Below are 22,823 nucleotides of genomic sequence, written 5' to 3' on the forward strand. Positions count from 1 at the left end.
CAGACGTGTTCGGCAACATCGGTTGGGGAGAGCTCGTCATTCTCCTCGTAGCAGCTCTCGTCATCCTCGGCCCCGATCGCCTCCCCGGCGCGATCAGCTGGGTGTCGAAGTCCATCCGTCAGGTCAAGGACTATGCCAACGGTGCGAGCCAGCAGCTCAAGGACGAACTCGGCACCGACTTCGAGGACCTCCGCAAGCCGCTGGCGGATCTCAACCAACTTCGCGGCATGACCCCTCGGGCAGTGATCACCAAACATCTGCTCGACGGAGACGACTCGGTCTTCAAGAACCCACTCGAGGACACCTTCAAGGGCAAGCCCTTCGACGCCAAGCCGAAAAGCTCGGGCGGCCCGACGCCCCAGATCAACACGTCACAGGGTGGGGTGTCGATGAGCAAGAACGAGCCGAAGCTGTCTGCAGGCGACACCCCGCCCATCGACGCCGACGCCACCTGACGCTGCTTTGCATATGGCCGACCCCGCTGCTGCGTGAATGGACCATTGCACACGTCTGAGCGCGGCAGTGGTCCATTCATGCCGACCCCGCTGCTGCGTGAATGGACCATTGCACACGTCTGAGCGCGGCAGTGGTCCATTGACGCAACCGGGGAGCGGGGCGGCTAGAGGACCTTGTTCAGGAAGTCCTGGGTGCGAGGGTTCTGCGGGTTACCGAACAATTCGTCGGGTGTTCCCTCCTCGACGATGACGCCTTCGGCCATGAAGATCACGCGATCCGCGACCTCGCGTGCGAAGCCCATTTCGTGGGTCACGACGACCATCGTCATGCCGCCCTGCGCGAGGTCTCGCAACACCTGCAGGACTTCGCCGACCATTTCAGGGTCGAGAGCACTGGTGGCCTCGTCGAACAGCATGATCGACGGGCTCATGGCCAACGCTCGGGCGATGGCGACGCGCTGCTTCTGCCCGCCGGAGAGGTTGGCGGGTTTGTAGTCCGCACGCTCGGACAGGCCCACCTGTTCGAGCAGCTTCCGGGCCGCGTCCTTGGCCTGCGACTTCGACATCTTCTTCGTCTCGACGGGCGCGAGCATGACGTTCTCGAGCGCGGTCATGTGTGGGAAGAGGTTGAAGTGCTGGAACACCATGCCGATGTTCTGGCGCACCTTGTCCAGGTCGACGTTCTTCGCGGTCAGGTCGGTGCCGTCGACGACGACCGATCCGGCAGTGATGTCTTCGAGCTTGTTCAGGCAACGCAGGAACGTGCTCTTGCCCGAGCCCGATGGCCCGATCACGCACACCACTTCACCGTTGGCGATCTCGGCGTCGATGCCCTTGAGGACCGTGTTGTCGCCGAACGCCTTCTGCAGGCCCCTGATGGAGATCTTGGTTCCGGAACCGCTGTCGACCGGCAGGTCCTTGGTCAGTTCGGTGCTCATTTGTTGATCCTCTTCTCGAGCCGGTTCGACAGCTTGGTGAGAGCCATGATGATGATGAAGTACAGAACGCCGACGATGAGCCACATGTTGAACGACTCGAAGTTGCGGGCGATGATCAGACGACCGGTCTGTGTCAGTTCGGCGAGGCCGATGACCGAGAGCAGTGACGTGTCCTTGAGCGTGATGACGAACTGATTGATGTACGACGGGATCATCGTGCGAATTGCCTGTGGCATCACCACTTTTCGCATCGACTTGAGGTAACTGATGCCGAGACTGCGCGATGCTTCCATCTGGCCCTTGTCGACGGCGAGAATCCCACCGCGGACAATCTCGGCCATGTACGCACCGGCATTGAGCGAGAGCGTGATGATGCCCGCGGTGAACGCCGACATCTGGAAGTTCAGCGCCGCGGGGACACCGAAGTAGATGAAGAATGCCTGCACCAGAAGCGGTGTGCCACGGAAGATGTCGACGTAGGTGGTGCCGATGCCGCGGAGCACGATGTTGGTCGAGACGCGGAACAGGCCGAAGATCGCGCCGAGTACCAGCGCGATGGCGATGGAGATGACGGTCAGCACGATGGTCAGCCACAGTCCCTTGAGCAGCAACTGCCAGCTGCTGGCGATCAGACCGGGGATGGACGTGTCGGCGGTGGAGGCATCGGCGTTGAGGTAGGTGTCGAGAATCTGGTCGTACTGGCCGTTGGCGCGCAGGTTCTCGAGGCCGGTGTTGAACTGTTCGAGCAACTGGGCGTTGGTGCCCTTGGCGACGGCGAATCCGTAACTGGCACCGGCTTCTTTCTCGGTGACGGTCTTGAATCCGTTGCCCTGGGTGATGCCGTAGGCGAGCACCGGGTAGTCCTCGAAGGCGGCCGCGGAGTTACCGGTGCGCACTTCCTCGAACATCGTTGCCGAGTCGTCGAAGCTCCGGATGGTGAAGCCGTACTGATCTGCGATCGACGCTGCGAAGGTCGCGCCCTCGGTGCCGTTCTTGACTGCGACGGACTTGCCGCGCAGATCCTCGTAGCCCTTGATCTCGTCGTTGGAATCCAGAATCGCCATCTGGACACCGGAATCGAAGTACGGCTCGGAGAAGTCGAAAGTGGCCTTGCGTTCGTCGGTGATCGACATGCCGGCGATCATTCCGTTGAACTGGCCGCTGGTGACGCCCTGGAGTGCGGTATCGAAACCGACCTGCTCGACGGTGTAGTCGAAGCCCTGATCCACCGAGATCGCGGCGAGTAGGTCCATGTCGATTCCGACGAGTTTGCCGCTCTCGTCCTGGAATTCGAACGGTGCGAACGTGGTGTCCGTCGCGATCGAATAGTTCTGTGCAGGCGGGGCGGGTTGTGCGGATGCCATAGCGGGACCGAGCAGCGATCCCAGCAGGGTGATCAGCAGTGCGATCAGAACCGGAACGACGACCGGCCTGACCCGATGCGGCTTCTTCATGAAGGCCACTCTCTATCGACAATAGGATCGAAGGCAAATCCTAAGGCCCCAACCCTGTTTCCCGCGTCGTTTGTCGGGTATAAGCGCGCGCCCTACAGCTTGCGTGCCGAATCGATGCCGAGTGACATTCCCACCAGACCGCGCTCGCGTACGGCGAGTTTCGCTGCGACGGCCTCGAGTGCCTGTGCCGCAGGCGATTCCGGGTTACTCAGCACGATCGGCGTGCCTGCGTCACCGCCCTCTCGGACGGCGGTGTCGAGCGGAATCTGGCCGAGAAGTGGAACGCTGGCACCCACTGCCTTGGTGAGTCTGTCCGATACGTCCTGTCCGCCACCGGATCCGAAGATGTCCATCCGGGTGCCGTCGGGGAGCTCGAGCCACGACATGTTCTCCACGACGCCTGCCACGCGCTGCCGAGTCTGTAGTGCAATTGCACCCGCGCGCTCGGCGACCTCGGCCGCGGCCTGCTGCGGGGTGGTGACCACGAGGATTTCCGCGCTCGGAATGAGCTGAGCGACAGAGATTGCCACGTCTCCGGTACCGGGCGGAAGGTCGAGCAGCAGCACGTCCAGATCGCCCCAGAAGACGTCGGCGAGGAACTGCTGCAGCGCACGGTGCAGCATCGGTCCACGCCACACGACCGGAGTGTTGCCCTGCGTGAACTGGGCGATCGAGATGAACTTCACGCCGTGCGCCTGCGGCGGCATGATCATCTTCTCGACCTGCGTGGGCCGGGCGTCGTTCCCGAGCATCCGGGGCACGGAGTGGCCGTAGATGTCGGCGTCGAGCACACCGACCGAGAGTCCGCGAGCAGTCAGCGATGCGGCGAGATTGACCGTCACACTGGACTTGCCGACGCCACCCTTGCCCGACGCCACCGCGTACACGCGCGTCAGGGATCCGGGTTGCGCGAAGGGAATGATCGGCTCCGCGGAATCGCCGCGCAGTGACTTGCGGAGTTCGGTGCGCTGCTCGTCGTTCATCACGTCGAGTTCGACCGAGACGGTGCCGACGCCTGCGACGTCGGCGACTGCGTTCTTGACGCGGTCGCTGATCTCGGTCTTCATCGGGCACCCGGAGGTGGTGAGGTAGATGCCGACGCCGACGGCTCCGTCGTCGGAGATGTCGATGCTCTTGACCATCCCCAGATCGGTGATGGGTTTGCGGATCTCGGGGTCGATCACCTTCGAGAGCGCGGTCCGAACGTCGGATTCGGTCAGTACAGCCATTGCTTCATGCTAGGCGGTGGGCTGTGCGCCGATGGACAGCAGGGCAGGTGCGGACGGCCGATCAGTGAATGCGCGGGAGCTGGTCCGAGGTCGGGACGATGCCGGTGGCGTATCCGGCCGACCACGCGAGCACGTTCGCCACGTAGGCCATCGAGTTGTTGTAACGCAGGATCGCTTTGGTGGTCGATCCCAGGTCACGCATGTTGGTGCCGTCGTCGCACAGGTACATGCCGGTGGCCAGGGCCGCGTCGAACAGATTCTGTGGGTCGGAGACTCCGTCGCCGTTGCCGTCGGCGTGATAGAGGTTCCACGTCGAGGGTAGGAACTGCATGGGTCCGACGGCACGGTCGTATTCGGTGTCACCGTCGAGCGCGCCGCCGTCGGTGTCACGAATCACCTGATTGCCCGCGAGGGTGCCGTTCAGTCGTGGCCCGAGGATGGGCTCGTGCAGCTCGCCCGAGTCGTCGACCTTGCCGTTGTTGGCGTGGGTGGATTCGACACGGCCGATGCCGGCGATGACGGTCCAGCTGATGCCGCAGCCGGGTTGCTGCTGGGCGAGGATGCGCTCGGCGTTCTTGTACGCCGAGACGTTGACGACCGGAATCGCGATGGGACTGACCGCGAGGTTGGTGGGCAGCTCAGGTGTGGGCGGGATCTCGGGAACCGGCGCCGGTGCGGGGACCGCAGCGGGCACGGGAAGCTCGGCCTGGGCGACCGGCTGCGCCTGTCCGTCCTGGGCGATCGGCTGCGGAGTTTCGACGACGGAGTTCGATTCCTGCGCGGCAGGGGACGTCTTCGCGCTGACGAACGGGATGTATTCCGTGGCTCCGGCGCTGGTGGCGGCGGTGACGAGTCCTGCGGGGACGAGACCTGCCAGAGCAATCACCGAATTCCGTCTGACCTTGGAATTCGATGCTTTTCTGTGACGACCCACGCGTGCTGTACCTCCTGATTTCCCCGGATGACAACCGGGGCCCGACCTGATGACCGGGATCGAGGGTACCTGATTCGAGACTGTTCCGTTATCGGGCTGTTACAGAGCGGACCTAGTGCGTATCGGGGTCCGATGCGTCCGGCATGCCCATGTCGTCGTGCACCCGCGCGGCCGCCTTCTTTCGTGCCTTCTTGGGAGAGACCGTGGGTTGACCCGTCGCCTGCTCGAGGAGTGCCTTGATCTCGTCCAGTTCGCGGCGCAGGTAGTCGCGGGTGGCGACCTCGCCGACGGCGATGCGCAGCGCGGCGAGTTCACGAGCGAGGAACTCGGTGTCGGCCTTGGTCTGCTGGGCGCGAGAACGGTCCTCCTCGAGGGAGACGCGGTCGCGGTCGTCCTGCCGATTCTGGGCCAGAAGAATCAACGGAGCTGCGTACGCGGCCTGGGTCGAGAACGCGAGGTTGAGCAGGATGAAGGGGTAGGGGTCCCACTGGAGGTTGACCGCCACGACGTTGAGGAAGATCCAGACGATCACGATTCCCGTCTGGATGGCCAGGTAGCGGCCGGTGCCGAGGAATCGTGCGGCCTTCTCGCCCGACTTGCCGAGGTCGAAGTCGAGGTTCACATTGAACATCCGCGACCCGCGCGGCGTGTCCATTCTCTGGCGTGCTGTTTCTTTCACTGTCCCGCCACTTCCTGATCTCGCCAGTCCTCGGGCAGCAGGTGATCGAGGACGTCGTCCACGGTCACGGCCCCGACCAGGTGGTCCTCGTCGTCGACCACCGGGCCGCAGACGAGGTTGTACGTCGCGAAGTACCGCGTCACGGCGGTGAGACTGTCCTCGGGGGACAATCTCGGCAGAGCGCTGTCCACCACACCGCCGACCAGGCTCGCCGGGGGTTCTCGAAGCAATTGCTGCAGATGCACGCAGCCGAGATACGGGCCGGTCGGTGTCGCGGTCGGGGGCCGCACGACGAACACCAGGGAGGCCAGCGCAGGCGTCAGGTCGGGATTACGTACCCGGGCGAGCGCCTCGGCCACCGTCGTCGACGCGGTGAGAACCACCGGCTCGGGGGTCATCAGACCACCGGCGGTATCGGGGGAGTGTTCGAGCAGACGACGGACAGGCGCGGAGTCCTCTGGATCCATCAGGCGCAGAAGCGATTCCGCCTCGGTCTCGGGCAGCTCGCCCAGCAGGTCGGCGGCGTCGTCCGGGTCCATGGCCTCGAGCACGTCGGCACCACGGTCGACACCGAGGTAGTGCATCAACTCCACCTGATCGTCGTCGGGCAGTTCCTGGACGACGTCCGCGAGCCGCTCGTCGTCGAGAGCGCGCGCCACCTCCATCCGGCGCTTGACGGGCAGCTCGCGCATCGCGTTCGCCACGTCGGCCGCGCGAAGATCCTCGAACTGCATCAGCAGCTGCGCCACACCCTGATCGGGCATGGACAGCTCGTTCTGTGTCAGCCCCTGCACGTGCTGCCAATCGACGACGTGGATGGCACCACGCCGCGCGAGCCGTTGCCGTTGCTTGCGGACCGCCACCCGCGCGACCACCCAGTCGCGAGTTCGGGTGAGTTCGATGCCGAGGTCGACAACGATGGAATCGACGTCGTGCAGCTCGTCGAGCTCGGGGTCGTCGACGCGCACCTTGGAGTCGAGGATCTGCGCGAAGACCAGGATCTCGTTGGCGCGCTGGGTGAATCGACGAAGACTGACGTTTCCGGTCGTGAGTTGAACGGAATTGGGCTCGATGCTCGTCACTCGTAGCATCGGCACGAAAATTCTTCGGCGAGTTGCCAATTCGACCACAAGGCCGAGGACTCTCGGCTGCGCTCTGCCGACACGCATCGAGACGACCACGTCACGAACCCGGCCGATCGATTCGCCGTCGGGGCCCAGGACACCCAGGCCGGCGAGCCTGGCCGCGAATACCTTGCTCAGTGCTGCCATGATGGCAAGGTTAGAGGCTCGGCAGTACAGAGGGTGAATCAGACAGGGGTTGTGCTTTCGTGAGAGCTTCGGGCATGCGGCGGTCGGTACTGGCCGTTCCGGGCAGTTCGGACAAGATGATCGACAAGGCGAAGGGACTGCCCGCCGACGCGGTCTTTCTCGATCTCGAGGACGCCGTCGCGCCGCTGGCGAAAGTGGCGGCCCGAGCGCGCATCGTGGACGCACTCAACTCCGACGGCTGGGGCGATCAGATCAAGGTCGTGCGCGTCAACGACTGGACGACGCAGTGGACCTACGGCGACGTCATCGACGTCGTGTCGGGTGCCGGACGCAATCTCGACGCCATCCTGCTGCCGAAGGTGGAATGCGCCGCGCACGTGCAGGCGCTGGATCTGCTGCTCACTCAGCTCGAGAAGGAGCACGGTCTCGAGGTCGGTGCCATCGGGATCGAGCCGCAGATCGAGAGCGCACGCAGTCTGCGCAACATCGACGAGATCGCGACGGCGAGCCCGCGCGTGCAGACTCTGGTGTTCGGCCCTGCGGATCTGATGGCGAGCGTCAACATGCGCACTCTGGTCGTCGGCGAGCAACCGGTCGGATACGACACGGGCGACGCCTATCACCACATTCTGATGACCATTCTGCTCGCTGCCCGGACCCACGGTCTGCAGGCGATCGATGGCCCCTACCTGCAAATTCGAGATCTCGACGCCTTTCGTCGGGCGGCCGGGCGCACGGCCGGCCTCGGTTTCGACGGCAAGTGGGTGCTGCATCCGACGCAGATCGAGGCCGCCAACGAGATCTTCGCGCCGCGTCAGGCCGATTACGACAAGGCCGAGATGATTCTCGACGCCTACGAGTTCCACACGTCCGCGGCGGGTGGCGGTCGCGGTGCGGTGATGTTGGGCGACGAGATGATCGACGAGGCGAGCCGCAAGATGGCGCTCGTCGTCTCGGCGAAGGGCCGCGCCGCAGGAATGACGCGCACGACCGCTTTCGTGCCGCCCACAACCTGACCGACCACGTCCTGACCGACCGTCAACCTGCTGTGAACCGCTACAACGGGTGTGCCGGGTGTCCGTTTCGGGGCACAATGGAGTCATGACTAATCCCCTCTCGCAGTCGGGCCGCCCAGGGCAGGGACTGCCGACGCCGCCTTCCGGTTGGCCGATCGGTTCCTACCCCACCTACGCCGAGGCACAGCGCGCCGTCGACTACCTGTCCGACGAGGAGTTCTCGGTACAGGACGTGACGATCGTCGGCGTCGACCTGATGCAGGTCGAGCGCGTCCTGGGCCGGCTCACGTGGCCCAAAGTGATTGGTGGAGGCATTGTTTCGGGTGCATGGCTGGGCGTTTTCCTCGGCCTGGTCCTCGGTATCTTCAGCGAGAACATCCTCGGAGCTCTGCTCATCGGCGTCGGCGGCGGCATCATCTTCGGCCTGATCTCGGCGTCCATTCCGTACGCGGCCACCAAGGGGCAGCGAGATTTCGCGTCGAGCATGCAGTTGGTCGCCGGTCGTTACGACGTCCTCTGCGAACCCCGTACCGCGGAGAAAGCGCGCGACCTGCTCGCGAAACTGTCGATCTGATCACACCTGGTGGACGACAAGGCAACCGACAGGTAACGGAATAGCCCCAATCTCCCCTCAATGCCAGTGAGTTCGGTTACGTTTCTTTCGTGCACGGCAGTCCCACACAGTGTGCTGCGCGAGTAACTGAACGTACGGAGGCGGAAAGTGCCGAGACATCGTGGTCGTAGGCGTGGAAAAGCAACGAGGATAGGGGTGTTGGCGGCAGCGGCTCTGGTGACGAGTCCGTTGCTCGCAGCGTGTGGTTCGTCCGACAGTTCGGTTCCGGTTCTGAGTTTCTACACTGCCGCAGACGGCGCAGAGCAGTACGCCGCTGCGGCACAGGTGTGTTCGGACGCCTCGAACGGTCGCTACCGCGTGGAGCAGCGAACGCTGCCCAAGAGCGCAAATGATCAGCGTCTCCAGCTCGCGCGGCGCCTCGCAGGCAACGACCGGACGCTCGATCTGATGACACTCGACGTGGTGTGGACGGCCGAATTCGCCGAAGCCGGATGGGCATTGCCCGTGCCCGACGACCTGTCCGAAAAGCTGCGCGACGGCTCCACCCTCGAAGGTCCGCTCGCCACGGCCGAATGGCAGGACCAGCTCTACGCGGTTCCGCTGAACTCCAACACCCAGTTGCTCTGGTACCGGCCCGACGAGGTGCCGGACGGGGTACCCCGCAGACGTGGGATCAGCTGATCGACGTGGCCGAGGCCAATGCGGCCGCCGGAAGGCCCTCGGAGATCGGCGTCCAGGCCAAGCAGTACGAGGGCTTCATGGTCTGGTTCAACTCGCTGCTCGAGAGCGCAGGAGGATCGGTCGTCGGCGAAGACGGAACGACGGTGACACTGAACGACACTCCCGAGCACCGCGCCGCCACCGAGAAGGCCCTCGAGATCATCAAGCGGGTCGCCACCGCCGATGGCCGCGACCCGTCGGTCTCGCAGAGCGACGAGGGAACCTCCCGGCTCGGGATGGAAGCGGGACGGATGGCCTTCCAGGTCAACTACCCGTTCGTGCTGCCCGGTCTGAAGGAGAACGCCGTCGCCGGTGCCGTCTCGTTCCTCGACCTGTCGAACGTGCCTGCCGACCAGCAGGACGCGCGGATCGCCGAGGTCTTCCGCAGCGCCCCGTATCCGGAGGTCGATGCTGGCGAGCCCGCCAAGGTCACCATCGGTGGGTTCAACATCGGCGTCGCCAAGACCACGCAGCACGAGGACCTCGCGTGGGAGGCCGTCGAGTGCCTCACCAACGAGGAGAACCAGCGCAACAACGCCGTCAACGGTGGTGTGCCGCCGGTGCTTGCACGCCTGTACGACGATCCGGAGTTCCAGGCCGTCTATCCCGCGTGGGAAGGGGTGCTCGGTTCCATCGAGTCGGCGGCCGTGCGGCCCGTTTCGCCTGCGTACCAGAGCATCTCGATTCTGTTGACCGATGCGCTCAACCCGCCGCAGAACATCGATCCGGTGGCCGACGTGGACAAGCTCGCTGATCTGGTCACCAAGGCCGTCAATTCCGAAGGGTTGATTCCATGAGCGCCACCACCGAGTCACAGCCCGCATCGCAGCCTGTCGACAAGCAGGCGGCTCTGAAGAACGTTTCCGACGGCAAGAAGGCCGAACGACGGTTGGGTCTGCTGCTCATCGCACCCGCAGCCCTGCTGATGATCGCGGTCACCGGGTACCCGATCATCTACGCGTTCTGGCTCAGCCTGCAGAAGTACAACCTCGCATTCCCCGAGGATCGTGAATTCGTCGGCATCTCCAACTACGTGACCGTGCTCTCCGACGGCTACTGGTGGACGGCGTTCGGCGTGACGGCGGGCATCACGATCATCTCGGTGATCATCGAGTTCATCCTCGGCCTGGCGGTGGCTCTGGTCATGCACCGCACCATCTTCGGCCGTGGACTGGTGCGCACCGTGGTGCTCATTCCGTACGGCATCGTGACCGTCGCCGCCGCGTACAGCTGGTACTACGCGTGGACCCCCGGCACGGGCTACCTCGCCAATCTGCTGCCCGACGGCAGTGCCCCGCTCACCGAGCAGTTCCCGTCACTGGCGATCGTCGTGTTGGCCGAAGTGTGGAAGACGACGCCGTTCATGGCGCTGCTGCTGCTCGCAGGCCTGGCGCTGGTGCCCGACGACCTGCTCAAGGCCGCCGAGGTCGACGGGGCGGGCGGCTGGACCAGGCTGATGCGGATCACCATTCCGTTGATGAAGCCGGCGATCCTCGTCGCGGTGCTCTTCCGCACCCTCGACGCGTTCCGCATCTTCGACAACATCTACGTCCTGACCCGAGGCAGCAACGAAACCGGATCGGTCTCGATTCTGGGTTACAACAACCTCTTCGGTGCGTTCAACCTCGGACTCGGGTCGGCGATCAGCATCCTGATCTTCTTCTGCGTCGCGATCATCGCGTTCGTGTTCATCAAGTTGTTCGGTGCATCGGCACCGGGATCCGACGACGGAGGCCGCAAGTAATGACCACTGTTACGCCTCGCAAGAAGGTCGGTTGGACGGTCGTCAACGTCCTCGTCCTGCTCTACGCACTCGTTCCGCTGCTGTGGATCATCAGCCTGTCGTTCAAGTCGACGGCGACCATCGCGGACGGCAGGTTCATTCCGCAGTCGTTCACCCTCGAGAACTACAAGGGCATCTTCCAGACGAACCAGTTCACCTCGGCATTGGTGAACTCGATCGGCATCGGATTGATCACCACGGTGATCGCCGTGGTGATCGGCACGATGGCCGCGTATGCCGTTGCTCGCCTTGACTTTCCGGGCAAGAAGGCGCTCGTGGGTGCGGCGCTGCTCATCGCGATGTTCCCGCAGATCTCGCTGGTGACACCGCTGTTCGACATCTCCCGCTCGCTGGGACTGTTCGACACCTGGCCGGGACTGATCATCCCGTACATCACCTTCGCGTTGCCGTTGGCGATCTACACCCTGTCGGCGTTCTTCCGTGAGATTCCGTGGGAGCTCGAAAAGGCAGCGAAGATGGACGGCGCGACGCCCGCACAGGCGTTCCGCAAGGTCATCGCTCCGCTGGCCGCCCCCGGCATCGTCACCGCCGCCATTCTGGTGTTCATCTTCGCCTGGAACGACCTTCTGCTCGCCATCTCGTTGACGGCGACGGAACGTTCGGTCACCGTCCCGGCGGCCATCTCGCAGTTCACCGGTAGCTCTCAGTTCGAGGAGCCCACGGGGTCGATCGCGGCGGCAGCAGTCGTCATCACGATCCCGATCATCATTTTCGTGCTCTTCTTCCAACGACGTATCGTGGCGGGCTTGACGTCCGGCGCAGTGAAGGGATAACCGTCATGGCCGAAATCGTTCTCGACAAAGTCACCAAGCTCTACCCCGACGGCGCCGCCGCGGTCAGCGACGTCGACATCACCATCGCCGATGGCGAATTCATCATCCTCGTCGGGCCCTCCGGTTGCGGAAAGTCCACGACGCTCAACATGATCGCCGGTCTCGAGGACATCTCGTCCGGCGAACTGCGCATCGCGGGGGAGCGCGTCAACGAGAAGGCACCGAAGGATCGCGACATCGCGATGGTGTTCCAGTCCTACGCGCTGTACCCGCACATGACGGTGCGTCAGAACATCGCCTTCCCGCTGACGCTCGCGAAGCTGTCGAAGTCGGAGATCAACACCAAGGTCGAGGAGGCAGCCAAGATCCTCGACCTCAGTCAGCACCTCGACCGCAAGCCGGCGAACCTCTCCGGCGGTCAGCGTCAGCGAGTTGCCATGGGCCGCGCCATCGTTCGTACCCCCAAGGCCTTCCTGATGGACGAGCCGCTGTCCAACCTCGACGCGAAGCTGCGCGTGCAGACTCGCGCCGAGATCTCGCGCCTGCAGAAGCGGCTCGGCACCACCACGGTGTACGTCACGCACGACCAGACCGAGGCCATGACCCTCGGCGATCGCGTCGTGGTGCTGCGCGGCGGTTTGGTGCAGCAGATCGGTTCTCCGCAGGAGCTCTACGACAAGCCGCGAAACCTGTTCGTGGGCGGCTTCATCGGATCGCCCTCGATGAACTTCGTTCCCGGACAGCTCACCTCGAACGGCGTGTCCACCGCGCTCGGTGAGATCGACATCCCACTCGAGCGGATGGATGCGATCAAGGCCAAGAACCCAGGCCGCGAGGTGGTCGTCGGCATCCGTCCCGAGCACTTCGAGGACGCGGCGCTGATCGACGGCTACCAGAAGATGAGCGGCGCGACCTTCACCGCCACCGTCGACGTGCTCGAGTCGATGGGTAGCGACAAGTACGTCTACTTCACGCTCGAGGGTGCCAAGGTCGAGTCCAGCGAGCTGCAGGAGCTCGCCGCCGATGCCGGCATCGCCGATCTCGGTGGCGCACAGGTGGTTGCGCGTCTGGCCGCCGAATCCAAGGCCGCCGAGGGTGGTCAGGTGGAACTGTGGTTCGACCCGGCGAAGATCTCGGTGTTCGACCAGGCCTCGGGTGCCAACCTGACGCTGTAGAGCGCTGCGCGCATGTGCACGGAACTTCGTAGTGGGCTACGAAGTTCCGTGCACATGGGTCAGAAGGCAGAGCCCGTGCTCGGCAGCTGGTAGCCCTGGAAGAAGTCGAACGGCACCACATTCGGTGCCGGGTTCTGCAGCTGCGGCGCCGGTGCCTGTGGGAACAGTTCGGGTAGGCGGAACTGATCGGGCTGCTGGTTCTGCTGATACTGCGGCGCGCTGTGGTCACGATCGTCGCGGTCGGACCACAGCGGATCGGCCGACGCGGTGCCGGTGACCGCCACCAGAGGGATGGCCACCAATGCTCCGGTGACTGCTGCGCGGGTGAGGATCTTTCGGGTGTTCATGTGTTCCCTTTCGTCGTGGTTCGTACCTCCACGACACTAGGTATTCGTGAGTACGCCCGAAAGGAAGATTCGTTGACTCCCAGTAGATTACGAGTCTTCTGCCAGGGTTTCCCACCTGCGAACGGACGGTCTTCGTCCTGGTCGGACAAGGGTGTCGGCTGTCAGGTCGCTGTGAAGCGGTCGGCAGCTCGTCACGCCGCCATGTTCGACGTGCTGGTCGGTTCGGACCCCGCCACTCGCACCGATTCCCGCGCGGCGGGGGTACTCCTGATGGCCAGGGCCGCGAGTACGACAACGAGGCAGGCCACCGCACCTGCGACGAACGCTGCGGTGTACACGCTCTCGCGGGCGACGGCTGTCCCGTCGATGGTGAACATGGCGAGGACGGTGGACAGCGTGGCACTGGCGATCGAGGTGCCGACTGTCCGGACGATCGAATTGACGCTGTTCGCCACCCCGGTGTCCGCTGCGCTGACCTCGGCCATGAGCAGGTTCGGCAGGGCAGCGAACGCAAGACTGACGAACATGTTGATGACGATGCCTGCGGTGATCAGCTGCCAGGTGTGATCGTGGGCGAGTGCGACGAAGACGAACCCGACCATCCCGATCACGGCTCCTGCGATCAGTACTCGGCGCGGCCCGAACGACCGGATGAGGCGGCCACTGACGACGGCCGCGACCACTCCGACCGCTGCGCCGGGCAGCAGATAGACGACACTCGCCTCGAGAACGTTCGCGGTGAAGCCGTAGCCGGCCACAGCTCGTGGTGTCTGCACGAAGTACGAGCAGGCGAGGAAATTGACGAACATCCCGATACCGACGAAGAGGGTGGCGACGTTGGTGGCGAGCAACGGTCCGTGGGTGAGCATGCGGGGTGCGACCAATGGCTCGTCGGCGCGCTTCTCGAAGGTCCACCAGATGGCCCCCGCGACCACACCGCCGACCGCGCAGCCGATGGTGGCAACCGAACCCCACCCCCAGGTGCGGCCCTGGGTCAGGGCGAGGAACAGCAGCAGCAGAGTCACCGCGAGCAGTGCAGCTCCCCACCAGTCGACGGTGCCGCCGCTGGTTCTCGGGCGCGCCGGTACGCCGAACCAGGCGATTGCGAGCGCGAGCACCACGAACGCAACAGTGAGCCAGAACACGCGGTGGTAGTCGGCACCGTTGGCCGTCAGCAGCCCGGTCAACACCAGTCCGAAGCCACCGCCAACGCCGAGTGTGCCGGACAGGACGGCCATCGAGCCCACGAGCTTACGAGGAGGCATCTCGTCACGGAGGACGGCAAGCGCGATGGGGAACAGTGCGTAGGACACGCCCTGCAGGACGCGGCCGACGATCAGCCACAGCAACGAGTGAGTCAGGGCCGCGAGGAGAGATCCGGCGAGGACGACGGTGAGCACACCGATCAGCACCGGACGCTTGCCGTGCAGGTCGGCGAGCCTCCCGATGACCGGGGTGGCGATCACCGCCGCGAGGAGGTTGGCCGTCAGCACCCATCCGGCGGCGGTGGTGCCGACCCCGAGTTGGGTGCCGATGGTCAAGACGATGGGGACCACCATCGTTTGCAGAACGGCGAGAGTCATGACGATGAAACAGAGTCCGGGCAGCAGTATGCGGCGGGAGGACATGAAAGAACTACCTCGTTACGTATCGACCAAGCGATGGAACCGAAAAAATTAGAATGATGAACGCATCTAAGTAACTATCAGAGATCGGTGCACCAGGGAAGTGAGCCGGGGCCGTTACCACGGCCGAGCATCGACGCAGGCCTACTGATGCTTTCCCAGAGCTTTCTGACGCAGTTCGCTGACGATCTCGTCGTTCCAGACGTGTTCGCGCACCAGGCGGTAGCGCTCCCGGCTCATCCACAGGTACGCCTCGGCGTCGGTGCGGTCCTCGAGGATCTCCGCTGCGCGCACCATGCGCACCACCGGTAGGTACTCCTCACCGAACCAACGCCGCGCGACGGTACCGCGGTCGACGAATTCTCCGACCTCCTGCATCAACCGGAAGCCCCACGCCTCCACCGATTCGCTCAGTTGGGCGTAGTCGAAGGGATCGGTGACCTGGACGGCCTCGCGGGCGCGGCCGACCAACGGAACTCGACTGAGGAAGATGCGTCGGTGGTCCTTGATCAGCAGGTCGCCGCGTCGGGTGATGCCCTCGGGGGAGATGCGGGTGATGATCTCGGTGACCACCGCGTCGATCGACGTCCGGTGCATCGCGAAGGCGATGGAGACTCGGTGGTGGCCGTCGACGACGAAGTGCATGCCCCCGATGCGGTACACCTGGATCGGCGGCATCGCCTCGCCGCGGCGCTGAGCGGCCGCGAGTCGCTGCCAGCGCTCGCGAATACGTGCCGAGGTAGGGCGGAAGAAACGGTCGAAATCGCGTGTGCGGTCCACACTTCCGACGATGGTCTCGACGCGGATGACCTGCAGACCCAGGTGCCGTTCGCCCACCTTGCCGAGGGCGGCGACCACCTCGTCGAACGGCAGGATGGTGTTGACGTCGTCGGGTTGGCGACGCAGCCACCCGACCAGACGTGCGACGTCGGCGCGTCGGCGCTGGCGGGTGAAGTCGTTCTCCGCGTCGGCGGCCGGGAATCCGGTGTCACGTGCCATGTCTGCGCCTCACGATCTTCGGTGTCTCGAAATCCGTTCTCTCGCTGCCCGGTTCGATCTCGAGAAGGGTGTATCCGACGGTGTTGATCACCGTCGCGCCGTGCAGGGTCAGGTCGTCCGGGGTGTGACCGTGCGGATGAATATGCCCGTGCAACAACAACTGTGGCGACAGTCGACGCGTCACCTCGTCCAGGCAGTCGAAGCCGATGTGCGCGGGGTCGGTGTCGTCACCGACGCCGAGCGGGGGACTGTGGGTGAGCAGAATGTCGACGGGGCGAAGATCCTTGCGCACGTTGCGATGCCACGCGAACGTTCGAGTCAGGGTGCGCGATCGCCGTCGTTGCTGCCGTTGGGTCCACTGATTGGGGCCACCGTTGTAGCGGATGGACCCACCGAGGCCGGCTATCCGTAGGCCTGCGGCGGAGACTATTCGACGGTCGACGTTGACGGCACCGACCGGTCCGGGCCAGGTGGCGGGCAACCCGGCGCGCATCCACCCTGCGCGTCCGGCCGAGTATCCGGTGAGGTCCGCGTCGTGATTGCCTGGAACGAACACACACGGAGCGTTCAACGCGTCGGTGAGGTACTCGAGGTAGTCGAACGGGAGGTCGCCCGCGCCGAGAATCAGGTCGACTCCGAGCGACTTCACCTGCGGACTCCACAGGGATTCGATCGTTTCGTCGGCAACTGCGAGAACGGAGACCACGGGTACGACGGTACCCACCTCCGGTGCGGTGATACCTCCGAACGGACTTCTCGGGCATCGGTGGTGTTGGATGGGTCAGGTGAGCGACAGTGTCATTGCAGCGGTACGCGCACATCTGGTGACCGAGATCGGCGACGAGAATCCGTCGTCGGCGTCGGTGACGTTCCTCGGCCTCGAGTCGCTGGACGTGCTGAGGTTCGGCGCGGACTCCGACGTGGTCCGGTACGTCAGTCTCGGCTGTTCTCGTCACCCCATGGCCGATCCCAACGAACTCGTCGCCGATCCCTCGCGCGGCCCCCGAGCAGAACTGGTGCTGACTCTTCGCGGTGGGGCAGGCGTGGCGTCGGGCGTGCACAAGTCCCTGGCCGTGCTCGCTGCCTCGCCCGCGGTGGAGGGGGTCGTGCTCGTCGAGGACGCGCTGCTCGATCTGGGCGAGCCGCTCTGGACCAACGCGCCGTTCACCGCGGTGCTGCTCGGCGACAGCGACATCGCCGATCTGACGCTGCCCGAGCCCTACGATCCGGTTCGCTTTCTCGCTGCCGTGCCGTTGACCGGTACCGAGGCCGCGTGGGTGCGTCTGCGCGGTGCCGCGGCCCTGCGTGAGGCCTGGGCCGAGGCCGGGATCGACGTGCGCGATCCGAATCGGTCCGCGGCCAGTCTCTGACCCGTAGTCACCGAGCGTAGGACGCCAATTCCGGTTCTGCGGTGACGGAATCGTCGATCAGGTGCCGAGGTACCTGGGCCAGGTACTTCAGGCCGGTGATCGCGGCATGCGCGTCGTAGCGCAGGTTCGGCATGCTGGTGGTGAAACACAGATCGTCCGGGATCCGCTCGCGGACAGCAGGTCCGTCGTGTTCGAGTGCATCGAGGACGATACGGAAGGCGACGTTGTCGCCGATGATGTTGAAGTGTTCGACGGGCCGCAGCGGGCAGACGTCCTGAACGGCGATGTTCGCGGCTCCGGCAAGAGTGCTGGCGTGCGGTTGCGGATAGATCAGCTCGTCGAATTTCGTGTAGATCGAGGTGTAACCGGGTCCCTCCGGCAACGGACGCGCCGCCAGCGCGGTGAGGAACTTCGATCCGGTGGCGATCTGCCAGTTCGCAGGCGGGCACTCCTGCGAGTCGTCGCATCCCGAACGAGCCGAGTCGGTGCCGTTGTACGGGGTGGCGAGCGAGATGAGATCCGACACCAGAGCAGGCAGATCCGGCCAGAACGTCAACGCCCACAGCTCGTCGAGCGGGCCGTGCTGGTGGCCCATCATGACGACCTGGCGACCGCTGTCGGCGGCCATCGTCCGAACCGCGTGCACCACGTACTGGGCGGCGATCTGCAGGTCGCCGTACCCCTCGTCCGGCAGGGAGAGGCTGCACACCGGTATCCCGGCGGCGGGCAGCGACTGCAGATAGTTCCACCCGAACGACTGCTGGTCGGTGGCGAAAGCCGGGGTGAGCAGGACCGGATCGCGGGTGGCGTCGTGCAGATCGGGGGTGCACGTCAGAGCGTGGTCGAGGGCGGCCGGATCGACGGTCAGTGCGGGACCCGGATCGAGGTTCGACCCTGCCGATGCGGTTCCCGGTACCACCGTGGACAGCAGTGCGACGGTCGACGCCAGTACGAGTGAGCGGATTCTCATCGATCCCTTCCGGACGACAATGCAGGGCTTCTGCAGTCTCATCCGGCCCGAACCGGTGGGCTCGTCACCTGTCGGCAGTCGGGGCAATCACCAACGATCGGACGATTCGGTTGGGCATCGTCCAATCGAATCGTCGGCCCCTAGAGCCAGTTGTTCTTGTGGAACGTCCGCCACAGTCCGATGCACACGCACAACACCACTGCGACCATCAGGTGGTAGCCGTACGTCCAGTGCAACTCGGGCATGTTGTCGAAATTCATCCCGTAGATCCCCGCGACCATCGTCGGCACGGCGGCGATCGCCACCCACGACGAGATCTTGCGCATGTCCAGGTTCTGCTGCATCGTCACTCGCGCCAGCGCAGCGTCGACCAGTGAGCTGAGCACCTCGTCGTACTCGGAGATGCGTTCGGCGACCGTCGTGTGATGGTCCTGCACGTCGCGCAGGTAGCGTCGCACCGCTTTGGGGACGCTCGGCTCCTGCACCAGACGCGCCAACGGCGTCGACAGTGGTGTCACCGACCGCCGAAGTTCGACGACCTCCCGCTTGAGGAGATAGATGTTCTCGATGGGCACGTGGTGGTGCGGCGAGAACACTTCCTCCTCCATACCGTCGACGTCCCGCTCGATCGAGTCGGTCACCGCGAGATATTCGTCGACCACGTGGTCGGCCACCGCATGGAGAACTGCCGACGGGCCGAGCGCGAGCTGTTCGGGGTTGCCCTCGAGGCGTTGACGCACGCCGGCCAGTCCCGAATGCTCCCCGTGCCGGACGGTGATGACGAAGTCACGGCCGACCATCACCATGATCTCGCCGCTCTCGACGATCTCGTTGGCGGTCGTCACCGACTCGTGCTCGACGTACTTCACCGTGCGCAGTACCAGGAACGCGACGTCGTCGTAGCGCTCGAGTTTGGGTCTCTGGTGGGCGTGCACGGTGTCCTCGACCATCAGCTCGTGCAGGCCGTAACACTGGGCGATCGCGTTCATCTGTTGGTCGTCGGGTGCGTGCAGACCCACCCACACGAATCCTTCGCCGCGTGCACGCACCTCCGCGATGGCCGAGGTGTGAGTGAATCTGCCGGGCAGTCGAGCGCCCTCGACGTAGACCGCACAGTCGACGATTGCGCGAGCCGTGGGCACCGGAATTCGCGGTGCGTGCACCGGACCGGCCTTGGCCGATCGTCGATGCAGGGACGGCAGCGACGGGCGTGGTGGAAGGGACGGCATGGCGGGCAATCGTACGCCAGCAAAACGACGAGAGAGTGGGCCTGGAACACTGTGCAGGTGCTCATCGACCTCCACACCCACTCGACGGCGTCCGACGGCACCGACAGCCCGGCCGAGCTGGTCCGGGCCGCAGCCGAGGCGGGACTATCGGTGGTGGCTCTGACCGACCACGACACCACCTCGGGATGGGACGAGGCGGCCTCAGCACTGCCGTCCGGTCTCACGCTCGTGCGCGGCATGGAACTTTCCTGCACCGGGCGAGGCGAGGACGGCCGGCCGGTTCCCGTGCACCTACTGGCGTACCTGTTCGACCCCGCGAACGAGGTGTTCGCAACCGAGCGCGCGCGGTTGCGCAGCGAGCGGGTCACGAGATTGCGTGCCATCGCCGAGAAGATGGCGGCGGACGGTCTGCCCATCGACCCCGACGCGGTGCTGGCCTCGGCCGGTGCGGCGGCCGGGCGACCCCATCTGGGTCGCGCACTGATCGACGCCGGGTACGTCCCGGACATGAACGCCGCGTTCGCCGGTCCGTTGGCGACCGACGGCAAGTACTACGTCGAGAAGGTCGACACTCCCCTCGAAGTAGCGGTGGACATGATCGCTGCGGCAGGCGGTGTCAGTGTGCTCGCGCACGCCAGAGCTCGTACCCGCGGCCGCATCCTCGACCTCGATCACATTCGCGAACTCGCAGCGCGCGGTCTCGGTGGAGTGGAGGTTCATCACATGGATCACTCGCCGGCGGACACCGCGGTGATGGCCGACCTCGCCGCGGAACTGGACCTGATCGTCACGGGATCCTCGGATTACCACGGCACCAACAAGACGGTGAAGCTGGGCGAATACTCCACTGCCCCAGAGCAGTACGACCGTCTGGTTGCGGCGGCGCGGCCATGACATTCGATGTGACGCTCTACTTGACGGTGTTGATCACCCTGTTCGTCATCATGGACCCGCCGGGCGCGATCCCGGTGTTCCTGTCTCTGGTCGGGCGCAAGAGCAAAGAAGCCCGCAACAAGGCCGCATGGCAGGCCCCCGCGGTTTCGCTGACCGTCATCTCGGTGTTCGCGATCGGCGGCCAGGCGATCCTGAGCTACCTGCACATCGGCATTCCGGCATTGCAGGGTGCGGGCGGGTTGCTGTTGCTGCTCATCGCGTTGTCGCTGCTCACCGGAAAGGGCGCGGGCGGAGACACCGCCGCGGAGGACGTCAACGTGGCACTCGTGCCGCTCGGGACTCCGCTCATGGCAGGCCCCGGTGCCATTGCCGCGGTGATCGTCTACGTCAGCCAGGCCGACGGTGACGCCGGTTCGTTCTTGGCAATTGCGTTGGGCATCATCACCATTCACATTCTGTTCTTCCTGGTGCTTCGATTCTCGACCGCGCTGATCCGGCTCCTCGGGGAGGGCGGTATCTCGCTGTTGGCACGCATCGCCGGTCTGTTGCTGGCCGCTATCGCGGTGCAGTTGATCGCGGACTCGGTTCGCGGATTCGTGGCAGGCGGATGACCGGGGCAGGTGCCGGGCTCCGATTCCTGCGCGGGCTCAGCGGTATCGTCACCGGGGGACTGGTGGTGCTCGCCATCGGCGTCGCCGTCACGCAGTATCTGGGCCACTCCCGCGGCTTTCCCGGTCCTGGCGCTCTCTCGGTTGCCGCCCATATCGTCGCCGCGATCGTTGCCGTGATCGCGCAGCGCATCACCGATCACCGTCGCGGATTCTCGGCCGTTCTCGGAGCTCTCGTGGTCCTCGTCGCCGCAGGACTCGTCCTGTGGACACAATGGTGGCAGTGAGAACCGGTGCCGGTGGTTCCTGACGCTGTGGTCAGGTGGGGCGGCGATGTGGCACACTGGGGCACCGACAGGGCTACAGCCCATCGCTGATCGTGCAGGCGTACCCGCCTCACATGCGAGACACGCTCTCGGCAGTTTGCAGCCAGCACTGGCGCACTCCGACGGGCCATCATTTCCACCACTCACTTCGTTGACACTTCGTCGCCTTGCTGGTCGAGGTCGACAGTGCGAGGAGCTTTCACCGTGACGGCAGTCGAAGACACCGCAGCAACACACACCGCACCGGCAGGACCGGCGGCGATCACCGACGAGGAGATCTTCGCCGGGCATCTCGGCGGCAAGCTGTCGGTCGAGTTGGCAGCGCCGCTCGACACGCAGCGCGATCTCTCGATCGCCTACACCCCCGGAGTGGCGCAGGTCAGCCGCGCCATCGCCGCCGACGCCTCGCTGGCCAAGCGATACACCTGGACCGATCGCCTCGTGGCCGTCATCTCCGACGGTTCCGCAGTGCTCGGCCTGGGCGACATCGGTCCGCGCGCGTCGTTGCCGGTGATGGAGGGCAAGGCCGCGCTGTTCAAGAAGTTCGCAGGCCTCGACTCCATTCCGATCGTGCTCGACACCAACGACGTCGACGAGATCGTCGAGACCATCGTGCGGATGCGGCACAGCTTCGGCGCCGTCAACCTCGAAGACATCTCGGCACCGCGCTGTTTCGAGATCGAGAAGCGCGTCATCGAGGCGCTCGAATGCCCCGTCATGCACGACGACCAACACGGCACCGCCATCGTCGTACTCGCTGCTCTCAACGGGGCTGCGAAGGTTCAGGGCCGCAGTACGTCCGAACTGAAGGTCGTCGTATCCGGAGCCGGGGCAGCGGGAGTCGCGTGCGCGAACATGCTGCTTCTGGCCGGCATCCGGGACGTGGTGGTGCTGGACTCGAAGGGCATCGTGTCCGCCGACCGCTCGGACCTCAACAGCGTCAAGACCGATCTCGCCGCGCGTACCAACCCCCGTGCACTGTCGGGCGGTGCGGTCGACGCCCTCGCCGGAGCGGACGTGTTCCTCGGTCTGTCCGCAGGCAAGGTCGACGAGAGCTACATCGCTTCGATGGCCCCGGACTCCATCGTGTTCGCACTGTCCAATCCGGATCCGGAGATCCATCCGGAGGTGGCGAGGAAGTACGCCGCCATCGTGGCCACCGGACGAAGCGACTTCCCGAACCAGATCAACAACGTTCTCGCCTTTCCCGGTGTGTTCAAGGGCGCACTCGACGCCGGTGCCCGCCGTATCACCGAAGGCATGAAGCTCGCCGCTGCCGAGGCAATCCTCTCGGTTCTCGGCGACGAGTTGGCTGCGGACAAGATCGTGCCCAGCCCACTCGATCCTCGTGTCGCCCCGGCCGTTGCGGACGCAGTTGCGGCAGCAGCGCGAGCCGAGGGCGTCGCGTAGGAAAACGGAAGAAACACCGGCGA

23 protein-coding genes and 1 pseudogene are annotated in these 22,823 nt (G+C 64.9%); 12 read left to right on the plus strand and 12 right to left on the minus strand.

Annotated elements, in window-relative coordinates; translation table 11 throughout:
• Positions 1-5: 5 nt before the first annotated feature.
• Positions 6-455, plus strand: a complete 450-nt coding sequence (gene tatB, locus NY08_RS24040) for a Sec-independent protein translocase protein TatB (protein ID WP_032394097.1) — start codon at positions 6-8, stop codon at positions 453-455.
• A gap of 164 nt (positions 456-619) precedes the next feature.
• On the opposite strand, the gene NY08_RS24045 is transcribed toward tatB, so the two are convergent.
• The 6 genes from NY08_RS24045 to NY08_RS24070 all read right to left on the minus strand — a co-directional run bounded on the left by NY08_RS24045 (position 620) and on the right by NY08_RS24070 (position 6,960).
• A complete protein-coding gene (locus tag NY08_RS24045; RefSeq protein WP_045199220.1) occupies positions 620-1,393 on the minus strand; it encodes an amino acid ABC transporter ATP-binding protein in 774 nt (257 codons plus the stop codon).
• Positions 1,390-2,847: an amino acid ABC transporter substrate-binding protein/permease gene (locus tag NY08_RS24050; RefSeq protein WP_032394098.1), complete on the minus strand. Its 1,458-nt coding sequence runs from the start codon at positions 2,845-2,847 to the stop codon at positions 1,390-1,392. The genes NY08_RS24045 and NY08_RS24050 overlap by 4 nt, the downstream gene beginning before the upstream one ends.
• A gap of 92 nt (positions 2,848-2,939) precedes the next feature.
• A complete protein-coding gene (locus NY08_RS24055) occupies positions 2,940-4,076 on the minus strand; it encodes an Mrp/NBP35 family ATP-binding protein (protein WP_032394099.1) in 1,137 nt (378 codons plus the stop codon).
• A gap of 61 nt (positions 4,077-4,137) precedes the next feature.
• Positions 4,138-5,010 carry a lytic transglycosylase domain-containing protein gene (locus NY08_RS24060; protein ID WP_032394100.1) on the minus strand — a complete coding sequence of 291 codons (873 nt, stop codon included), beginning with the start codon at positions 5,008-5,010 and terminating at the stop codon, positions 4,138-4,140.
• Positions 5,011-5,122: 112 nt separating this feature from the next.
• Positions 5,123-5,665: a DUF1003 domain-containing protein gene (locus NY08_RS24065; RefSeq protein ID WP_045199222.1), complete on the minus strand. Its 543-nt coding sequence runs from the start codon at positions 5,663-5,665 to the stop codon at positions 5,123-5,125.
• A 20-nt stretch (positions 5,666-5,685) separates the two neighbouring features.
• Positions 5,686-6,960, minus strand: a complete 1,275-nt coding sequence (locus NY08_RS24070) for a magnesium transporter MgtE N-terminal domain-containing protein (protein WP_032394102.1) — start codon at positions 6,958-6,960, stop codon at positions 5,686-5,688.
• A gap of 74 nt (positions 6,961-7,034) precedes the next feature.
• Between NY08_RS24070 and NY08_RS24075 the strand changes: the two genes are divergently transcribed.
• The 6 genes and pseudogenes from NY08_RS24075 (at position 7,035) to NY08_RS24100 (ending at position 13,022) form a co-directional block, all read left to right on the plus strand.
• A complete protein-coding gene (locus tag NY08_RS24075) occupies positions 7,035-7,976 on the plus strand; it encodes an HpcH/HpaI aldolase/citrate lyase family protein (RefSeq protein ID WP_045199224.1) in 942 nt (313 codons plus the stop codon).
• 85 nt (positions 7,977-8,061) lie between these two features.
• Positions 8,062-8,550 (plus strand): general stress protein, encoded by a 489-nt coding sequence (locus tag NY08_RS24080; protein WP_032394104.1) that lies wholly within the window; start codon positions 8,062-8,064, stop codon positions 8,548-8,550.
• A 195-nt stretch (positions 8,551-8,745) separates the two neighbouring features.
• Positions 8,746-10,067: pseudogene (locus NY08_RS24085) on the plus strand (extracellular solute-binding protein).
• Positions 10,064-11,014, plus strand: a complete 951-nt coding sequence (locus NY08_RS24090) for a carbohydrate ABC transporter permease (RefSeq protein ID WP_032394106.1) — start codon at positions 10,064-10,066, stop codon at positions 11,012-11,014. Before NY08_RS24085 ends, NY08_RS24090 begins: the two are co-directional and overlap by 4 nt.
• Complete coding sequence (locus NY08_RS24095) at positions 11,014-11,847, plus strand: carbohydrate ABC transporter permease (RefSeq protein ID WP_032394107.1); 834 nt, start codon at positions 11,014-11,016, stop codon at positions 11,845-11,847. Before NY08_RS24090 ends, NY08_RS24095 begins: the two co-directional genes overlap by 1 nt.
• 5 nt (positions 11,848-11,852) lie before the next feature.
• Positions 11,853-13,022: an ABC transporter ATP-binding protein gene (locus NY08_RS24100; RefSeq protein WP_045199226.1), complete on the plus strand. Its 1,170-nt coding sequence runs from the start codon at positions 11,853-11,855 to the stop codon at positions 13,020-13,022.
• Between the two features lie 59 nt (positions 13,023-13,081).
• On the opposite strand, the gene NY08_RS24105 is transcribed toward NY08_RS24100, so the two are convergent.
• The 4 genes from NY08_RS24105 to NY08_RS24120 form a co-directional block, all read right to left on the minus strand.
• On the minus strand, positions 13,082-13,369 hold the full coding sequence (locus tag NY08_RS24105; protein ID WP_045199227.1) for a hypothetical protein: 288 nt from the start codon (positions 13,367-13,369) through the stop codon (positions 13,082-13,084).
• 191 nt (positions 13,370-13,560) lie between these two features.
• The gene (locus NY08_RS24110; protein ID WP_045199228.1) at positions 13,561-14,997 is read right to left on the minus strand and encodes an MFS transporter; all 1,437 of its coding nucleotides are present in this window, start codon (positions 14,995-14,997) and stop codon (positions 13,561-13,563) included.
• Between the two features lie 141 nt (positions 14,998-15,138).
• Positions 15,139-15,993 (minus strand): hypothetical protein, encoded by an 855-nt coding sequence (locus NY08_RS24115; protein WP_032394110.1) that lies wholly within the window; start codon positions 15,991-15,993, stop codon positions 15,139-15,141.
• A complete protein-coding gene (locus tag NY08_RS24120) occupies positions 15,983-16,699 on the minus strand; it encodes a metallophosphoesterase family protein (protein WP_032394235.1) in 717 nt (238 codons plus the stop codon). Before NY08_RS24120 ends, NY08_RS24115 begins: the two co-directional genes overlap by 11 nt.
• 70 nt (positions 16,700-16,769) lie before the next feature.
• Here NY08_RS24120 and NY08_RS24125 point away from each other — a divergent pair, with 70 nt between their 5' ends.
• Positions 16,770-17,363 (plus strand): suppressor of fused domain protein, encoded by a 594-nt coding sequence (locus tag NY08_RS24125; RefSeq protein ID WP_082073932.1) that lies wholly within the window; start codon positions 16,770-16,772, stop codon positions 17,361-17,363.
• A 7-nt stretch (positions 17,364-17,370) separates the two neighbouring features.
• Here NY08_RS24125 and NY08_RS24130 read toward each other — a convergent pair whose 3' ends face one another.
• Together NY08_RS24130 and NY08_RS24135 are read right to left on the minus strand one after the other, a co-directional pair.
• Positions 17,371-18,333: a hypothetical protein gene (locus tag NY08_RS24130; RefSeq protein WP_052683988.1), complete on the minus strand. Its 963-nt coding sequence runs from the start codon at positions 18,331-18,333 to the stop codon at positions 17,371-17,373.
• 140 nt (positions 18,334-18,473) lie between these two features.
• A complete protein-coding gene (locus tag NY08_RS24135) occupies positions 18,474-19,562 on the minus strand; it encodes a magnesium and cobalt transport protein CorA (protein ID WP_032394111.1) in 1,089 nt (362 codons plus the stop codon).
• A 57-nt stretch (positions 19,563-19,619) separates the two neighbouring features.
• On the opposite strand from NY08_RS24135, the gene NY08_RS24140 reads away from it, so the two are divergent.
• From NY08_RS24140 to NY08_RS24155, 4 genes are all read left to right on the plus strand, one after another.
• On the plus strand, positions 19,620-20,456 hold the full coding sequence (locus tag NY08_RS24140) for a PHP domain-containing protein (RefSeq protein WP_045201071.1): 837 nt from the start codon (positions 19,620-19,622) through the stop codon (positions 20,454-20,456).
• Positions 20,453-21,067 carry a MarC family protein gene (locus tag NY08_RS24145; protein WP_032394112.1) on the plus strand — a complete coding sequence of 205 codons (615 nt, stop codon included), beginning with the start codon at positions 20,453-20,455 and terminating at the stop codon, positions 21,065-21,067. Before NY08_RS24140 ends, NY08_RS24145 begins: the two co-directional genes overlap by 4 nt.
• Positions 21,064-21,351: a hypothetical protein gene (locus NY08_RS24150; RefSeq protein WP_045199231.1), complete on the plus strand. Its 288-nt coding sequence runs from the start codon at positions 21,064-21,066 to the stop codon at positions 21,349-21,351. Before NY08_RS24145 ends, NY08_RS24150 begins: the two co-directional genes overlap by 4 nt.
• Before the next feature lie 243 nt (positions 21,352-21,594).
• Positions 21,595-22,800: an NAD(P)-dependent malic enzyme gene (locus NY08_RS24155; RefSeq protein ID WP_045199233.1), complete on the plus strand. Its 1,206-nt coding sequence runs from the start codon at positions 21,595-21,597 to the stop codon at positions 22,798-22,800.
• Positions 22,801-22,823: the final 23 nt, after the last annotated feature.

It is taken from the genome of Rhodococcus sp. B7740 (genome assembly GCF_000954115.1).
GTDB lineage: Bacteria > Actinomycetota > Actinomycetes > Mycobacteriales > Mycobacteriaceae > Rhodococcoides.